16 protein-coding genes are annotated in these 15,795 nt (G+C 55.6%); 7 read left to right on the top strand and 9 right to left on the bottom strand.

The window, feature by feature from the left end; genetic code table 11:
* Positions 1–129 precede the first annotated feature (129 nt).
* Entirely contained in the window at positions 130–918 is a 789-nt protein-coding gene (locus AC13D2_RS06050; RefSeq protein ID WP_292049671.1) for an acyl-CoA thioesterase, read from the top strand.
* Between the two features lie 64 nt (positions 919–982).
* On the opposite strand, the gene AC13D2_RS06055 is transcribed toward AC13D2_RS06050, so the two are convergent.
* The 7 genes from AC13D2_RS06055 to AC13D2_RS06085 are packed head-to-tail and all read right to left on the bottom strand — an operon-like array spanning position 983 to position 7,163.
* A complete protein-coding gene (locus tag AC13D2_RS06055; RefSeq protein ID WP_292049672.1) occupies positions 983–1,507 on the bottom strand; it encodes a cytochrome C in 525 nt (174 codons plus the stop codon).
* 11 nt (positions 1,508–1,518) lie between these two features.
* On the bottom strand, positions 1,519–2,040 hold the full coding sequence (locus AC13D2_RS06060) for a methylamine dehydrogenase light chain (protein ID WP_292049673.1): 522 nt from the start codon (positions 2,038–2,040) through the stop codon (positions 1,519–1,521).
* A gap of 17 nt (positions 2,041–2,057) precedes the next feature.
* On the bottom strand, positions 2,058–2,669 hold the full coding sequence (mauD, locus tag AC13D2_RS06065) for a methylamine dehydrogenase accessory protein MauD (protein WP_292049674.1): 612 nt from the start codon (positions 2,667–2,669) through the stop codon (positions 2,058–2,060).
* 1 nt (position 2,670) lies between these two features.
* Positions 2,671–3,210, bottom strand: a complete 540-nt coding sequence (locus AC13D2_RS06070) for a MauE/DoxX family redox-associated membrane protein (RefSeq protein WP_292049675.1) — start codon at positions 3,208–3,210, stop codon at positions 2,671–2,673.
* Positions 3,211–3,221: 11 nt separating this feature from the next.
* Positions 3,222–4,376 carry an amine dehydrogenase large subunit gene (locus AC13D2_RS06075; RefSeq protein ID WP_482938347.1) on the bottom strand — a complete coding sequence of 385 codons (1,155 nt, stop codon included), beginning with the start codon at positions 4,374–4,376 and terminating at the stop codon, positions 3,222–3,224.
* A 13-nt stretch (positions 4,377–4,389) separates the two neighbouring features.
* Positions 4,390–5,799, bottom strand: a complete 1,410-nt coding sequence (locus AC13D2_RS06080) for an aldehyde dehydrogenase family protein (protein WP_292049677.1) — start codon at positions 5,797–5,799, stop codon at positions 4,390–4,392.
* 23 nt (positions 5,800–5,822) lie between these two features.
* Positions 5,823–7,163, bottom strand: coding sequence for an alginate export family protein (locus AC13D2_RS06085; RefSeq protein WP_292049678.1), 1,341 nt, complete (start codon positions 7,161–7,163; stop codon positions 5,823–5,825).
* A gap of 242 nt (positions 7,164–7,405) precedes the next feature.
* Between AC13D2_RS06085 and feaR the strand changes: the two genes are divergently transcribed.
* Positions 7,406–8,326 carry a transcriptional regulator FeaR gene (feaR, locus tag AC13D2_RS06090; protein ID WP_292049679.1) on the top strand — a complete coding sequence of 307 codons (921 nt, stop codon included), beginning with the start codon at positions 7,406–7,408 and terminating at the stop codon, positions 8,324–8,326.
* A 34-nt stretch (positions 8,327–8,360) separates the two neighbouring features.
* Here the strand turns inward: feaR and paaX are convergent, their stop codons facing one another.
* The gene (gene paaX, locus AC13D2_RS06095) at positions 8,361–9,329 is read right to left on the bottom strand and encodes a phenylacetic acid degradation operon negative regulatory protein PaaX (protein WP_292049680.1); all 969 of its coding nucleotides are present in this window, start codon (positions 9,327–9,329) and stop codon (positions 8,361–8,363) included.
* 278 nt (positions 9,330–9,607) lie between these two features.
* On the opposite strand from paaX, the gene AC13D2_RS06100 reads away from it, so the two are divergent.
* The 5 genes from AC13D2_RS06100 (at position 9,608) to AC13D2_RS06120 (ending at position 14,265) form a co-directional block, all read left to right on the top strand.
* The gene (locus tag AC13D2_RS06100) at positions 9,608–10,762 is read left to right on the top strand and encodes an ABC transporter substrate-binding protein (protein ID WP_300497037.1); all 1,155 of its coding nucleotides are present in this window, start codon (positions 9,608–9,610) and stop codon (positions 10,760–10,762) included.
* Between the two features lie 80 nt (positions 10,763–10,842).
* Positions 10,843–11,718 (top strand): branched-chain amino acid ABC transporter permease, encoded by an 876-nt coding sequence (locus AC13D2_RS06105; protein WP_007155025.1) that lies wholly within the window; start codon positions 10,843–10,845, stop codon positions 11,716–11,718.
* Positions 11,718–12,725 (top strand): branched-chain amino acid ABC transporter permease, encoded by a 1,008-nt coding sequence (locus AC13D2_RS06110; RefSeq protein WP_292049682.1) that lies wholly within the window; start codon positions 11,718–11,720, stop codon positions 12,723–12,725. Before AC13D2_RS06105 ends, AC13D2_RS06110 begins: the two co-directional genes overlap by 1 nt.
* Complete coding sequence (locus AC13D2_RS06115) at positions 12,722–13,480, top strand: ABC transporter ATP-binding protein (RefSeq protein ID WP_292049683.1); 759 nt, start codon at positions 12,722–12,724, stop codon at positions 13,478–13,480. Before AC13D2_RS06110 ends, AC13D2_RS06115 begins: the two co-directional genes overlap by 4 nt.
* An 80-nt stretch (positions 13,481–13,560) precedes the next feature.
* Positions 13,561–14,265, top strand: a complete 705-nt coding sequence (locus AC13D2_RS06120; RefSeq protein WP_292049728.1) for an ABC transporter ATP-binding protein — start codon at positions 13,561–13,563, stop codon at positions 14,263–14,265.
* Between the two features lie 93 nt (positions 14,266–14,358).
* On the opposite strand, the gene AC13D2_RS06125 is transcribed toward AC13D2_RS06120, so the two are convergent.
* The gene (locus tag AC13D2_RS06125; protein WP_292049684.1) at positions 14,359–15,741 is read right to left on the bottom strand and encodes a sodium-dependent transporter; all 1,383 of its coding nucleotides are present in this window, start codon (positions 15,739–15,741) and stop codon (positions 14,359–14,361) included.
* Positions 15,742–15,795: the final 54 nt, after the last annotated feature.

Genomic DNA, 15,795 nt, shown 5'->3' on the forward strand with positions numbered 1-15,795 from the left:
TTTGTCGTGTCTTTAACACGGCTAATGCTGGTAGTGCAGTAGGTAGTTGCCGGCGATGACGGTTGCGTTGCGGGTAGATCTTCGGCAATCTCCGGGTTGTTTCGAATAGGATGCTAACGAGGCGGGCGCATGAATTTTGATGAGTTGATGAAGAGTGGGGCCAACGGTAAAGATCTGGTTGTCCCTTCAAGCTGGGGCCAAGGACGTGCCTCTTTTGGTGGGGTGGTTGCAGCCCTGGTATTTGACCGAATGGCCAGTGTTGTCGCCCCCGGCCGCCCCATGCGTTCAATGCAGGTGTCCTTTGTGGGGCCAGTAACACCGGATGAGCCGGCGACAGTCGAGGCTGAAATTCTGCGGGAAGGTAAGGCCGTAAGTCAGGTTTTGGGCCGCATTGTCCAGGGCGGAGAGTCGAAGTTGGTGGCGCTGGCGAGTTTTGGAAGCGATCGGGAGTCTGATGTTTCGGTCGATGCCGCACCAGCGCCTGAGGCGAAGCCGGTGGAGCAGTGCCACGGCCTGGATTTCATTGAAGGTGTTACGCCGGAGTTCATTCAGCACATTGAGATGCGCTGGGCGTTTGGCAATCTTCCGTTTAGTGGCAAAGGTGGTCGAGAGCTTGGCGGCTGGATGCAGTTCCGTCAAACGCCAGAAACGTTTTCAGATGCCCACATTGTGGCGCTTGTTGACGCGTGGCCGCCCGCCGTTTTGCCGTATGTGAAGCAGCGGGTGAAAACGAGCTCCTTAAGCTGGGCTCTTGAAATCATGCATCCCAGGCCAGTTCTGGAGCCAGGGGACTGGTTATTATACAAGGCGAAGATTGATAAGGCTGACGCGGGATACGGCCATACCCAGGCCGGCATCTGGACCGCGAGCGGAGAGCTCGTGGCGCTGAGTCGGCAGACGGTAACGGTATTTGGGTAGAGGAGCATTCTATTCAGGTTCTGAGTTTAGCCCTGCGTTTGCAGGGTAAACTCGGGGGCGAACGCTAGGGCATGACGGCCTCTGGGATCGTAATGCCCATCTTCTTCATCTGTTCTAACAAATGTCTCCGAACACTTGGCAGGTCCTGGATGCCTTCTTTCCTGTAAGCACTCACTTCCGCGCTGCTGTAGGGTTTGAAGCCTTCTGGAGAGCTCCCGCCGGCGATGCCATCGTTTTTCAACATCCAGTTCAGAAGGTCTGCTAGCTGCTGGTCGTTTAGCGCCGATTGTGAGGAGCCCGGAACCTGAACCAGAAATTCCCTTCCGCCCTCGACCTTGAGAAAGTTGCCGACAAAATCAGTCATTCGGGGAATGTCGTTACGTGGTGCGCCTTCGCCGTTGGTCAGATGGCACCCCAAACATTGCAACTGGTAATTAACAGCAGGCGAGTAGTTCGCCTGGCTCAGTGGCGTTTGCTGGGCCTCATTACCGGGAGCAGGTTTCTGAGTGGTATCAGGAATCACCCTGGCCTCTCCAAAAGGAGAGGCCAGGATCAGGCTGAGGGAAACTATTCGAGTGAATGATTTCATCGCAAAGGCCCTCAGATAGCGGTTCCTCGAATCACAGCTACCGTACAGTTATAGACATTGCTTTCGGCGCCCAGACACCAATTGATGTCGTTGTTGTTGAATGGGCGGTACATGGGTTCCTCGCTGTCGTTTCGGGTACAGGCGCACGTGCCGCAACTGTGCTTGCCGCAACAATCGTTGTACGAAATTATGTAATCGATACCATCCGCCGGGTTTCGACAGGTTCCTACCCAGGTCACGTGAGACACCTCTGTTCCCGGAGGGCAGCTGGTTACAGAGCCTCCACAGCAGCTGCAAAGGAAGCCATCCACTGAGCAGTAGCGCCAATAGTCACAGCTGGTTGGGTCCCCCGGATCACCGGCTTTGGGGGCTTCCGCCGCAAGTGCTTTGCTGGTTCTGTCGATAGGCAGCAGTACGGGCGCCGCCGTACCGATAGCCAGCAGAGAGCCAAATTTGGCAATAAAGTGGCGCCTACCGGTGGTGCTGGCGACATGGCGTGATGAACGTTCGAAAAAGCGATCCAGAAACTTCATTTTGTTGTTCTCCCTGATCAGGACGGCGTATGAACGCGCGGGGACTCGGATTGGGTCTTCAGGTACTCCTGCAGTGTCGATGAGCCAAGCATTTGGGTCTCAAAGAGGCTGTCGAGATGTTCTCGGGAGTTGACCAGGCCTTTTGCTTTCAGCGTGCCCTTGGCGTCGATGAGTGCTGCGTAGGGCAGCTTGCCAATCTGGAACGTCATGCCAACCTCGGGGCTGACGACGTAGTGGCTATTTTCCAGTCCAGCATCGGCTATCAGCTTTTCCTGCGCCGCCGGATCTCCATCGCTGACATAAATGACATCGAGGTCGTTACTTGAGCGGTCAATCGCTTTGATGGCAGGAAGCAGGGATTTGCAGATCGGGCAGGTAGGTGAAAGAAAGAACAGTAACGTTGAGCGTTCACCGGCGTAACCAATGTTCACAGGCCGGCCTGAGCGGTCCGCCGCGGTAACTTGAGGAGCTGGCTGGCCAACTTCAACGCCCTTGTCCATCATCAGTGCGCCTGCCGGTGCAATGCGTGAATGCAGGACCCCGATCTGACGAATAAGCCCAACCATGACCAGGGAGGTGGCGATCAGAAGAAGCCAGAGTAGTACGTTTGAAACAATCAGTGCTTGCATCTTATTTGTCTCCTGACAATTTAAGCAAAAGGGGTCTGTATACCAGCCACAGGTCTGCAGCGGTGTATAACAGAATGGCAACCGTTCCAGCGGCAATCATGATGAAGTTATCGTGAACACTAGTGGTCCTCTCGAATGCCGGGATGAGTGCGCCCAGCGCAAGAACACCGAGAAAGCCATTGCGAAGCAACAATATGGGATGGAGTGGTTGGCGCATGGCTGGGCCTGAGCATCCACAGTCCATATCATGGCGCCCCCGCAGCAGGTTGATGCCTATCGCCAGTGCATACGCGGCTACCAGGGCCAGAGCCAGGGAGGCTGCGTATGGCCTGCTCGTTTCCCAAAGGAGGCCAGTGGCTGCCAGGAGTTCTGTCACTGGCAAGGCAAGGGCGATGGCGGACGTCAGCAAGGGCGGTGTTAGTTGATATTCGTTGACCTGGCGCCGAAACCAGTGCGGTTTCCTGAGTTTGTGACTGGCAGCGCTGGCGAGGATTACGCTCAATGCCAGTGCTGCGGCTGTGCTGAAAATGGGATCGATCATGGGATTCCCCCTCAGTGATTCAGAACCAGTGTTGGTGTTTTGGTCACGCCTTCCATGGTTCCTGTGTGCTGGCCCGAGCCGAGATCAAAAATCTCCAGACCGCCCTCGATATTGGTTCCAAGCAGTAGTGGGTCGTCGTCGGAGGTTGCGCTGAGGCTCCAGATCAGGTTGGGCGATTCGAGCGTCCTTAGTTTCTTGCCGTTTTTTAGATCAAATTCCCAGATGATGGTGCTTGGGTCTTCCCATTTATGGGGCTTGTGGTCCGGGTGCATCAGAACATACATGCGGTTCAGTTCAGGCGCCGCGGCAATGAGCTGCCAGCCGCCGGGAGCCCAACCCTCGGCTCGTTGCTCTTCTGTTGTCAGGGACCAACGTGGCAACACTTCAGGTGTACCCCCGGACAGATCCAGCGGGACTACATCACCTTCCGTAGTAACGAAGTAATACGTTTTGCCAACGTGAGTCGCCCGCTCGACCAGCCGTTCCTGATCGGGGTCAAAAAATTCTGTTACCGACCGCCCGGTTTCCTGGCCGGCGCTGTCCAGGGTAATGACTTGAATGGAGCCGTCACCGCACAGTGATGCAAATTGCCGGTCGCCAATCGGGTAGTTGAGAATGCATCCGGGAATAGCCAGCTCACTGGCAACCGCCTGCTTTTCCGTATCGACGATGGTGACCGAAGTGGATGGCGTAAAGTTGTAAATATAGACAAATTTGTCGTCCGCACTTGTGCTGAGTGCAAACCGTTCTGTCAGGCTAAACGAACGCTTGGTCGGAATCTTGACTTCCCATTCCGGGGACAGGGTCCGGCTGTCCCAGGCGGTAAGAACATCGGTTCGTTCGCCCCGAACGTAGCGGCTGAAAAAAATATCCGCGGTGTACACAGTCTTCCGGCTGTGGGACAAGGCCGCAGGGGCAGCATGTCCGGTCGGTATCATTCCCAGGTACTTCTTCTTGTCCGGGTCAACGACGACGACTCGGGTAGAGACCATATTATTGAACTCGAAATCCACCATGTAGCTTCGGTGGTCATCGGGCGCTGATAATGTGGTCGTGCCTACTTCCTCGACGGGTAACTCTGCGTTGACAGAGGTGCTGATCAGCCCAGTGGCCAGCAACAGGCTGAAGGTCAGTTTCTTGGATGAATGCATAGTTTGGGTCCTCATTTGTTGTTCGCTCTTATTTCTTGACGCTGATAACCCGGGCCTGGGTAACGGCTTTGAGTCCTTCAAGACCAAATTCACAGCCGTAGCCCGACGCCTTGTTGCCTCCGAAAGGTACCATCGGATGGATGGCACCGTGTTGATTGACCCAGACAGTTCCAGCTTCCAGGCGACTGGCCGTCTCGGCTGCACTGGCCGCATCATCCGCCCAGACGGAAGCGCCCAGAGCCGCCGGGAGCCGGTTGGCTGAAGTGATCGCCTCATCCAGGTCGCGATAGCGTACGATGGGCAGTGCCGGACCGAACTGCTCTTCATCCACGAGTCGCTGGCCATCGCTGATGTTGCCGACCAGGGTCACGGGCAAAAAGTAGCCTTTGTCCGGTGTGTTTCCGAACTCTCTTACGTCACACTCGTTTGCCCGGGCATCAGCGACCAGTTCCCGAACTTTGTCATACTGCATTTTGTTCTGTAGGGGGCCGATCAGAACGTTTTCGTCTGTTCCATCGCCGATGGTCATCTGGCGGGCAATGTTTCCAAGTGCGGACATGACCGCGTCGTAGTCATCATCGTGAACATAGAGACGTTTGATGCAGGCGCAAGTCTGGCCCATGTTGAGGAAGGCGCCCCAGAAGAGGCCCTCGGCAATGGCACCGGCGTTGGTTCCCGGCAGGACGATTGCGGCATCGTTGCCGCCCAGTTCCAGAGTGATCGGTGCGAGGTTGTGGGCCGAGGCTTCAATGATACGCCGCCCCGTGGTCTCGCTGCCGGTAAACATGATTTTGTCGATGTCAGGGTGGCTGGTCAGTTTGCTGCCAATGCGCCCGTCCCCGGTAACGGTATTGAGTACGCCGGGCGGCAGTACCTGATTGATCAACCTGACCATTTCAAGTGTGGCTATGGGGGTGTACTCGGAGGGTTTGAGAACCACGGTGTTGCCCATCCGGAGTGCCGGTATGATCTGCCAGATGGCGATCATCAGCGGCCAGTTCCAGGGGGCTATTGCAGCCACAACGCCGAGGGGCACACGGTACAGCGTGTCCTTGCGGTCGTTGTCCTCGTAGACAACTTCCGGGGGCAGCTCCAGACTGGCAGGGACTTGTGTCCATCCTACACAGGCCTGCATCTCGAACCTTGAGCCCGGCCCCGACAAGGGTTTGCCCTGTTCCCTGGTGATCAGATCGGCGAGGTATTCCGAGTTGTTCTCCAGAACGCTGGCAATGCTGGCGGTTATCTCCGCGCGTTCCTTGTCGCTGCGTTGAGCCCAGGCTGACTGGGCGCCTCTCGCGGACTGGACTGCGTGTTCAACCTCCTCTTCGGAGCTGATGGGTGCATGTCCGAGCAGGTCGCCGTTGGCGGGGTTCAAAATTTCATGGCTATTCGTGATCTCTCCGAATGTGCCATTCACTACGTTATGATATTTCTGCATTTTCTCTGCTCCTTCTCTACCAGTCAGAAGCCGATGACAGCAATGATCTGGGCATAGGTGTTCATGTCGTCGTCCTGAAGCTGGCTGCCGCCGTTACTGGCACTGTTCTCAGGTTGGTAGAAGCCGATCACCGGGCTGACGAACAGGTGTTCGTGAACGGCCCACTCGGCATAAAAGTTGATTTCCTGGCTGTCCAGAGTTCCGCTGCCTTGATTGGTGTCGCTAAAATCGAAAAACAGTGCGCCGACGGCTAGTGCTGGCGTGGGGTAAGCTTTCACACCCAGGTGAAGCACATCGGTGTCGGTGTTGAAGGGGCCGGCATAGTTGGCGGCAACTTCGCCCTGAAACCAGGTTCCATAACCGCGATTGAATCCGAAAAAGAGGGGGTCAAAGCCCTCGTCAAACTGAGAGAAGCGGGCGGTTACACTCGGGGACCACGGCGTGTCTTCAAAGCTCCACCCCGTCTCAACGTACCAGGCCTCGGCGTCCTTTCGGGAGCTGTCGTCCTGATCCTGAGTCACAAATTCGCCAGAGAGGAACAGTTGCTCGCTGCCGGCGTTCCCCTGATACCGGAGACTGGTGGTCTTCTGGCCATCCCGGTTGGTGAGGCCGAGGGCCTGGGCGTAGCGATCGTTCACATCCAGTCCCTCAATATGAAGAAGACCGAATGTTCCGTAAGGAGCAACGTATTCGAGGTTGATCCCGGCCAGCTCTGTATCAGCTTGGACGTTGTTGTCCGATTGAAGCCAGAACAGATCCGAGCGTATTCCGGAGTCACCGCCAATTCGTGCAATGGCGGTCTGGTCGAACGCTTTCCGAGCCGCGAGCCAGTAGGCACCACCCCGATCAAAGTCGAGCCCGCCGCCATTGAGACTGTCGCCCAGGTTGAGTGAATCGCCATTGATCAGGAAGCCGTCACCGATGGTAAAGTTCTGTCGTCCGAACGACACGTCCAGTCCGTCGGTGCCGAGTGCAGGAATGAGGTTGCCGGAACGGAAACCGATATAGGCATCCTCGAGATCAGTCCGGCGTTCGTTGCCTGAGGTAAAGCCGCCGGCGTCTCCGTCACCCCAAGTGCCCGAGGACAGAACGTTGAGGGCGCCATAAGCGGCAGCGTCGCTGTCGAGTGTGTAGTCTCCGGAAACCCCGAGTTTGATATAGCCTTCCTGCCAGGTTGCTCCGTCCTGGTCAGTATCGTTCAGGTAATTCTTGTCGCTGCTGAAAACACCGGCTGCTATTTCAAGGTCGCCGTTCAATTCGTAGTCGGGGCCACTTGAGAGTGGTGCGGCGAACGCTGTCGGCGTCATTAAGTGGGAGGTTAATATCCAGAAAACGGGCTTGTTCAATCGCTTGTTCTTAAACATTCTGACACCTGATTGTTATTGATCTGAAAGCCGGTACCACCTTTATTGCGGTTCGATATGAAGGCCTTGCCGTATTGATAAGGCTCTATGCCTTATATTCGTCAACTTCGGTCCTGAGTACTTTCTCTGTCGTGCCAGAACGTTTATTGATTGCGCCAATGATGGTCAGAGTTTGCTTGACTTTTGTTTAGTATTTGCTCATTTTTAGCGCTATTGTGATACAGGTATAAGAGGTCGCAAGAATGATTTTGTGTTCCAAATCTGGCGCTCGGGGCGCTCAGTTTGAAAGCTGGATCAGTAATATCAACTCTATATGTGGCCCGTTCGCCGCTGACCCTCGGGGCGGTGAGTTCTCTGGATTGGTTGAGAAAGTGGGTGGCGCCGGCCTGAATATGTCCAGAGTGAAAATTCAGGGGGCAGATCTTTATCGAACCTCAAAAGAGATACGAAAAAGTGTAGTTCCAGACTTTTTTTGTGTCTTTCAGGTGCGAGGAAAGTCTTTCGTTGAGCAAGTGGGTAACCGTTCTTCTATGGACGTGGGCGACATCGTATTGATGGATTCGGCTCTACCTTTTCGTTTTTCATACCCGTCCGCTGCTCAGCAAATTTCGCTCATCCTGCCACGTGACATCATTGAGAGGGTGCTGAGCCTCAGTAAGATCGAGCTGGGTGTGAAAATCCCCGCTCATTCCCATATCGCGAGCTTCGCCAGTCGATTGGTGGCGGAAGCCTCCTTGCACCAGAACCTCGATGTTGATGAGGGGGCCGCCATACTTGACTCGCTCGCTACCTTGATTAAGCCATCGGTGCTTAAGAGTGTCAGCGGGGTTGATCCAAAGGACAGAGTATTTCGGGATGCCTCCGAGTTTGTGAGGGCGAGCATTGGCCAGCCGGGCCTGAATGCGGATACGATTGCGGAGTCTATCGGTGTGTCGGTGCGAAGTCTTTATCGGGCGTTTTCTGCTCGTTCAACGACGCTCTCGGAGTTTGTGAAGGCGCAGCGCCTGGAAATGTGTGCGGACTACATCAGAGCAAATAAGGGGCAACTGAATCTGACCGAGGCGTCCTATCGGTTTGGCTTTTGCAGTTCCAGCTATTTCTCGACCGCGTTTAAACAGCGATTCGGCTATACCCCATCGGACTTCAAAAAGCGCTGCGCCTGAATTGAGTGAAGGGGGGCTTGGCTGCCGGTGGTGTCTATGACATTTCTCGTTCCGTTGTGAAATCGGTCTTGCTGGCGACATCTCTCAGGCCACCGAAACGCCGATAAAACTTCTCACCGGGCCCCGGCAGAGGGCCGGAAGCGTTTTCCAGGGTTTCATCCAGCCACTGTTCAGCCCGCACATAGATTTGGCGATACAGATTTCGGCAGAGTTGCTTGGCGCTGCGCCCTTCCCAGTCTCCCGGCAGCAATTCATCGGGCAGGATGGGGTCCCGGAGCAGAATTTTCCGATACTCGTGTATGAGCAGGATGCGGACGGTCAGGCATTCCTCAGGGCTGAGGGTGTCATCGGACTGCAGTTCGCGCCAAAGCGGGCGAAACTGGCTCAGGAAGCGTCGATACCGGCCGCCGAGTTCATCCAGGTTCCAGCTTTCGCGAACTTGCAGTCGCAGTGCCCTCGGGCTCTTTTGCTCCATTGGCACCGTCTGCATGACGATGGTGTCCTCCAGGGCGCCCCATTCCTGGAGCATCGGTATCAGCTCGCTGCGGGTGAACCTGGGGTGCTCCATCAGGCCGGGTGCCATACTGCCAAAGCTGAGCCACTTCAGTTCATCCCGAACCTTCTGGCGAAGCTCGGGAGATAGCTGGTTCAGATACACCAGGCACCAGCTACCGCTCCATTCCTCCGTTTCCAGATTGTAGACGTGCTGGAAGGCCTGCTCGAAGCGGCGCAGCCCGGGGCCGGTGAGGCTGTAGTAACTGCAGCGCCCGACTTTCTCTGTTTGCAGCCAGGATTCCTGAACCAGGCGATAAACAGAGGTTCGAACCAACCGTTGACTGATGCCCATGGGCTCCACCAGCTTCATCAGGCTGCCTAGCCAGACGTTGCCTCCACGAGGAACGATGGCGTCGCCGTAGATTGTGCTGATAAGAGAACCGGCGCGCAGCGGCCGCTTTTTCTGAAAGTTTTGGACGAGTAGTTCGAGCTGGCTTTTAGCAGTCATGGACTTAAGTTCGCAAATAAGAATCAATGAAACACGTTGGACGTATTATGCGGGTCTTTCGTGTCAGGTAAAGGTTTGTCTCTCTGGTTGCTCTGCTGGCGCATTTTATGTGCGTCGACTTTGGCTCAGTGGGCATGGTGAGACTCCGTGAAATCGGTTGACACTGGCATTATGATACAATAAGTTCGTTAAATGTTCGCCATCGGTATCGAATTATATCGAGGGCGAAGAAACAAAAATACATTCAAGCCCTGCACAATATCGGGAGAACAAGAACAATGCTTAAAACAATGATGCGCCGCGCAGGACAATGCGCAGTGGTTGCTGCTGCATGCCTCATGATGAGTGCGCAGGCCGCTGAACCAATCAAAATCGGGTCGTTCCTGTCAGTCACAGGGCCGGCATCCTTTCTTGGCGATCCCGAGCTGAAAACACTCGAGATGTACGTCGAGAAAATCAATGAAGAAGGCGGTGTCCTCGGGCGTCAACTGGAGTTGATCCACTATGACGACGTTGGCAATGCTTCCTCCGCCCGTAACTTCGCCAGCCGTCTGATCCGTTCGGATCGAGTGGATATCATTGTGGGCGGCAGCACCACCGGCGCCACAATGGCTGCGGTTCCGCTGATTGAGCAGGCACAAGTTCCGTTTATCTCTCTGGCAGGTGCGGTCGTCATTACGACCCCGGTGAAGAAGTGGGTATTCAAAACCCCTCAGTCTGACCGCATGGCGGCGGAACGTATCCTGGCGGACATGAAAGACCGTGGAATTACCAAGATTGGTCTGATTTCCGGCACAGGTGGCTTTGGCAGTTCCGGCCGCACCCAGACTCTGGAGGTGGCAGAACAGATGGGTATGGATGTGGTGGCTGATGTTACCTATAGCGGATCTGATACGGATATGACCGCACAGCTGACCAATATCCGTAACACGAAAGGAGTGGAAGCCGTCCTCAACTTTGGTTTTGGTCAGGGGCCCGCTATCGTCACCCGTAACTATGTTCAGTTGGGAATGAAGCTTCCGTTCTATCAATCTCACGGTGTCGCGTCTGACAGCTTCCTTGATTTGGCGGGTTCGTCAGCCGAAGGGCTTCGCCTGCCGGCATCCCCCTTGTTGGTTCCAGACTCGTTGCCGCAAGAGGATCCTCAGAAAGAAGTGGTTCAGAATTACAAGGCCGAATATGAAGCTCACTGGGACTCCAAGGTTTCAACCTTTGGCGCCTACGCCTATGACGGGCTGATGCTGGCCGTTCGTGCCATTGAAAAGGCAGGCTCTACCGATCCTGAGGCGGTACGCGGTGCTCTGGAAAATATTCAGGGTTATGTCGGGGTGACCGGTGAGTTCAACATGTCGCCGGACGACCACAATGGCCTTGATGCCGACTCCTTCCGCATTCTGGAAGTCCAGAACGGCGAATGGAAACTGATCGACTGAACTCCCTTTTCACCTGTCTCGCGGCTGGCGGCTGTCCTTTTGGACGGGTCGCCAGCTGATGTTCGACCGGAACCACCGCTATGCTCGCAGAATTCTTACAGTACCTGTTCACCGGGATTACTATCGGTGCGACTTACGCCCTGATAGCCCTCGGTTTTACCCTGATTTATAACGCCAGCCACGTCATCAATTTTGCCCAGGGCGAGTTCTTGATGATTGGCGGTATGGCGACCGTTTCCCTGACAGCCATGGGAGTGCCCATGGTGATTGCAGTTGTGCTGGCGGTCATTCTGGCAGGTGTGCTGGGTATTGCCCTTCAGCGCTTCGCCATCGCACCGGCCAAACAGGCCGATGTAGTAACTCTGATTATCATCACCATCGGTGCATCCATTTTCATTCGGGGCATTGCTCAGGTTGTCTGGGGCAAGGAGTACCACGTGATGCAGAATTTCAGCACGGACCAGCCTATCCAGGTCTTTGGCGCAGTGCTGAACAGCCAAAGCCTGTGGGTTCTTGGTATTGGCGCGGTCATGGTGGTGGCTCTGGTGTTGTTCTTTACCAAGACCTTGATCGGTAAAGCGATTCTTGCGACATCCATGAACAAGGAGGCGGCGCGCCTGGTGGGGATCCGTACCCAGATGGTGCTCATGCTGGCGTTTATGGTGTCTGCCCTGCTGGGCTCGGTGGCTGGCATTGTGGTTGCCCCGATTACCTTCACGTCCTATGACATCGGCATCATTCTCGGCCTGAAAGGCTTTGTTGCTGCGGCTATCGGCGGTCTCGGCAGCGGTGTCGGTGCTGTTGTCGGTGGCCTTGCGCTCGGTATTGTTGAAGCCATGGCGGCCGGTTACATCTCGTCTGATTACAAGGACGCCGTCGCGTTTTCCATGATTCTGCTGGTGCTTTTCTTTATGCCCCGAGGATTGTTCGGTGCCAAAGTAGTGGAGCGCGTCTGATGTTGAACCGGTTTATGCAGTCGCGCCTGCGGGGTCTGGTGATCCTCGCACTAATTCTGAGTATTCTTCCGGCTTTTCTGGGCAACCCGTTTCACTATGAACTGGCCATCCAGATGGCCATTATCGCCGCTACGGTTGTCGGTCTGAACCTGTTGGTGGGCTTTGCCGGCCAGATCAGTCTCGGTCATGCCGGGTTTTTTGGCCTCGGTGCTTACTTCACGGGCATTGCAACCGGGACTTACGGCTGGTCTTCATTGCCCGCGCTGGTGGTAGGGGCCATCGTAGTCGGCACTATTGCCTGGCTGGTCGGGCGCCCGATTCTGCGCCTGAAAGGGCATTACCTGTCTATGGCAACCCTCGCAGTGGGCTTCATTATTGCCATCATTCTGAACAACGAACGTGCCATTACCGGCGGCCCGGACGGAATGCCGGTTCCTGCTCTGGATCTGTTCGGCTGGGAGCTAAGTACGTTTGGTCGATATTCATTGTTTGGTATCGAGATTTCTGGCGTTCAGGCATGGTATATCCTGGCCAGCGTGGTTCTTCTGGTGGCAGTCTGGTTTGCCCTGAATCTCATTGAATCGCCTATCGGAAGAGCCTTGCGCTCCGTGCACGGCTCGGAAGTGGCTGCCAGCGTAGTGGGAGTCGATACGGCAAAGTACAAAAGCCTTGTGTTTGTAATTTCCGCCATCTATGCAAGTGTGATGGGAGGGCTTTACGCTCACTTCCAGGGCTTTATCACTCCGGCCGTAGCCAGCTTCGAATTCTCTATTCTCTTTATCACCATGGTTGTCCTTGGCGGTATGGGCTCCACATTCGGCGTGATTCTGGGCGCCGTGGTTTTGAAACTGTTGCCCCAGGTTCTGGCGGACTTCCAGGAGCTCGAAACCGTCATGTTCGGCCTGATCCTGATGCTGACTATGATATTTATGCCCAAAGGGCTACTTCCGACCCTGACCGCTGCTGTTTCCAAAAGAATGCGCAAAAAAGCGGGAGGTGAGGCATGACAGCTCTGGTTGAAGTGAAAGGGTTGGATAAGGCCTTTGGTGGTGTGCATGCAGTTGAAGGGGTCAGTTTCGCCGTAGAGGCCGGACAGGTCTATTCTGTCATTGGTCCGAACGGCGCCGGTAAGACCACGCTGTTCAACCTGATCACCGGCCTCTACACCCCCACAAGAGGTGAGATCCTGCTCAACGGTGAAAGTACCGCGAAGCTCGAGCCGAACCAGCTTGCGGAGCGGGGCATGTGCCGGACCTTTCAGCAGATGCAGATCTGCATGAATATGACCGCCATCGAGAACGTGATGCTGGGCCGGCATCTTCAGCTCAGGAACAGCCTGTTTACCACGTTGTTCCGGTTGCCGTCTCTGCGTAACAACGAGACTGCTGCTCGTAAACGCGCCGCTGATCTTATGGAATACGTTGGCTGCGGTGATTACCTGGATACGGAAGCCTCCGCCATGTCCTACGGCGCGCTCAAGCGGCTCGAAATTGCACGGGCCCTGGCAGCCGAACCAAAGGTGATTCTTCTGGATGAGCCGGCGGCGGGCCTGAATGCCACGGAAACCTCGGCGCTGGAGGCGTTGATCCGGAAAATTGCGGACCAGGGCATAACCGTGATGTTGGTTGAGCACGATATGAAACTGGTGATGGGGATATCCGACCGGTTGCTGGTGCTGAACTATGGTCGCGTTCTGGCCGAGGGTGCCCCCGAAGAAGTCCGTCAGAACCCGGACGTTATTGCCGCCTACCTGGGTGGCTGAGCAAGGAGACATTTCACATGAGCGAGCAACACACTGAAATGGCGCCTGCCCAGCCAAGCAGTGAGCAGGCCAGTCAGGAGATGCTGTCTATCCGAGGGCTGGTAACATCTTATGGCCAGATCGAAGTGCTGCATGATGTGGATATCCACATCAATAGTGGTGAGATCGTATCGCTTGTCGGTGCCAATGGTGCCGGCAAATCAACCCTCCTGATGACTATCTCCGGGCTGCAGCCTACTGATCGGGGCTCGGTTTCCTTTGAAGGCAAGGACCTCGCAAAGATCGCAGCGGACCAGCGGGTGGCTGATGGCATCGTGCAGGTGCCTGAGGGCCGGCAGGTTTTCAAGGACCTCAGTGTCCATGACAACCTTCTTCTGGGAGCCTATACCCGTGGAAAAACCCCCGAGGTAATGGACGACCTGGAGCGCATGTACACCAAGTTCCCCATCCTTCGCCAGAAACGCCATAACCTGGCTGGTGAGCTTTCCGGTGGCCAACAACAGATGCTTGCCATGGGGCGGGCACTGATGGCCAAGCCAAGACTGCTGCTTCTCGACGAGCCCAGCATGGGCCTTGCACCGTTGATCATCGAAGAGATATTCAACATCGTTAAAGAGCTCAAGGAGGAGGGCATTACCATTTTCCTGGTTGAACAAAATGCGTCTCAGGCATTGGCACTGGCCGACCGTGGCTATGTATTGGAGACCGGAAAGGTGGTGATTGAGGGAACCGGCCAGGAACTGCTCAGCAACGAGAAGGTGCGTGAGGCGTACCTGGGCATGTAATGTTTTCCCGGCTCTGTGAAAACGGCCGCGAAAAAGCCCCGCACGGAGGCGGGGCTTTGGTGCTTCACCCTCTGTGAACCTTTTGTGGGGTCGTCAGATGAGATTGTAAAGGAACACCACCGTGATGCCAGCGGGCGTCAGATACCGGAGCACCAGCATAAAGGCCCTGTAGGCTCCGCCTTGCAGGCCGATATCCGCTGCCAGTCCTTGCCGCTTCATGGCCCAACCTGCGAACAGTGCAATCGTGAGTCCGCCCAGGGGCATCATCAGATTGGAGACAAGGAAGTCGAGCAGGTCAAACACCGTTTTGCCCTCAAACAACGTGATGAAGCCCAATGGATGTAAATCTTCCCATACGTTGAACGACAGCACCGTACCGATTCCGATAAACCAGATCGCCAGCCCGCCACCAAGTGCACTCTTTGCCCGGCTGACCCCTTTGTGTTCTTCCAGCCACTCCACTACCGGCTCCAGCATGGAGATAGCAGAAGTAATGGCGGCCACCAGCAGAAGGGCGAAGAAGAGGGTGCCAAAGAGAGCACCGCCGCTCATCTGACCGAACGCCAGTGGCAGGGTCACGAAGATCAGGCCGGGGCCAGTTCCGGGTTCGAGACCGTTGGCAAACACCAGGGGAAAGATGGCGAGTCCGGCAAGCAGCGCCACACTGGTATCAAGAACGGCAATGGTCATTGCCGTTCTGGCAATATTGACGTCCTTTGGCAGGTAGGAGCCGTAGGCCATAAGCACGCCGATCCCGATACTGAGAGTAAAAGCAGCATGGCCCAGAGCGGTAAGAACACCGGCGGTGCTCAGTTTGCTGAAATCGGGGGAGAACATGAAGCTCACGGCCCGGCCGAAGCTGCCGCTGTTCATGGCATAGATCACCATGACAACCAAAAGCAGGAACAGCAGCGGCATCAACATGTTGACAGCTTTCTCGAGCCCTGAGCGAATACCGCGGCCAACGATAACCACCACAATCATCATGAATACCGAATGCCACAACAACAGTTCCCAGGGATTTGCGAGTAGTCCGCCGAACTGACCACCTATGGTCTCGGCGTCCGCGCCGGTAAACAGGCCGGAAGCGGCCTTGCCAATGTAAACCAGAGCCCACCCACCAATGACGGCATAAAACGATAACACCAGGAACGAGGCAATCACGCCGTTCCAACCGATCACTCTCCAGCCCCGGGACACTCCCTCGGATTGGGTCAGGGTACGCATGGTGGCTACAGGGCTTTGACCACCCCGGCGGCCGATCATGGTTTCAGCGATCAATACCGGTATTCCAATCAGGAAAATGCAGGCTAGGTAGACAAGAACGAACGCGCCACCGCCGTTCTCTCCGGTAATGTAGGGAAACTTCCAGATGTTTCCGAGGCCAACGGCCGAACCGGCAGCTGCCAGGATGAAGGCCATCCTTGAAGACCAGAGGTTGTCGGCCTGCTGGTGTGATTGGGTACTTTGATTCATTGTGGTCTCCGGCTAGTTGTTTTTGTCGGATGAACGTTGCTGGTCTGATTGAGA

The organism is Marinobacter sp. B-12, from assembly GCF_056857915.1.

Bases quoted from the DNA above. Each gene is read 5' to 3' on its own strand.
- AC13D2_RS06050 (WP_292049671.1), top strand. From the start codon at position 130: ATGAATTTTGATGAGTTGATGAAGAGTGGGGCCAACGGTAAAGATCTG.
- AC13D2_RS06055 (WP_292049672.1), bottom strand. From the start codon at position 1,507: ATGAAATCATTCACTCGAATAGTTTCCCTCAGCCTGATCCTGGCCTCT.
- AC13D2_RS06060 (WP_292049673.1), bottom strand. From the start codon at position 2,040: ATGAAGTTTCTGGATCGCTTTTTCGAACGTTCATCACGCCATGTCGCC.
- mauD (WP_292049674.1), bottom strand. From the start codon at position 2,669: ATGCAAGCACTGATTGTTTCAAACGTACTACTCTGGCTTCTTCTGATC.
- AC13D2_RS06070 (WP_292049675.1), bottom strand. From the start codon at position 3,210: ATGATCGATCCCATTTTCAGCACAGCCGCAGCACTGGCATTGAGCGTA.
- AC13D2_RS06075 (WP_482938347.1), bottom strand. From the start codon at position 4,376: ATGAGGACCCAAACTATGCATTCATCCAAGAAACTGACCTTCAGCCTG.
- AC13D2_RS06080 (WP_292049677.1), bottom strand. From the start codon at position 5,799: ATGCAGAAATATCATAACGTAGTGAATGGCACATTCGGAGAGATCACG.
- AC13D2_RS06085 (WP_292049678.1), bottom strand. From the start codon at position 7,163: ATGTTTAAGAACAAGCGATTGAACAAGCCCGTTTTCTGGATATTAACC.
- feaR (WP_292049679.1), top strand. From the start codon at position 7,406: ATGATTTTGTGTTCCAAATCTGGCGCTCGGGGCGCTCAGTTTGAAAGC.
- paaX (WP_292049680.1), bottom strand. From the start codon at position 9,329: ATGACTGCTAAAAGCCAGCTCGAACTACTCGTCCAAAACTTTCAGAAA.
- AC13D2_RS06100 (WP_300497037.1), top strand. From the start codon at position 9,608: ATGCTTAAAACAATGATGCGCCGCGCAGGACAATGCGCAGTGGTTGCT.
- AC13D2_RS06105 (WP_007155025.1), top strand. From the start codon at position 10,843: ATGCTCGCAGAATTCTTACAGTACCTGTTCACCGGGATTACTATCGGT.
- AC13D2_RS06110 (WP_292049682.1), top strand. From the start codon at position 11,718: ATGTTGAACCGGTTTATGCAGTCGCGCCTGCGGGGTCTGGTGATCCTC.
- AC13D2_RS06115 (WP_292049683.1), top strand. From the start codon at position 12,722: ATGACAGCTCTGGTTGAAGTGAAAGGGTTGGATAAGGCCTTTGGTGGT.
- AC13D2_RS06120 (WP_292049728.1), top strand. From the start codon at position 13,561: ATGCTGTCTATCCGAGGGCTGGTAACATCTTATGGCCAGATCGAAGTG.
- AC13D2_RS06125 (WP_292049684.1), bottom strand. From the start codon at position 15,741: ATGAATCAAAGTACCCAATCACACCAGCAGGCCGACAACCTCTGGTCT.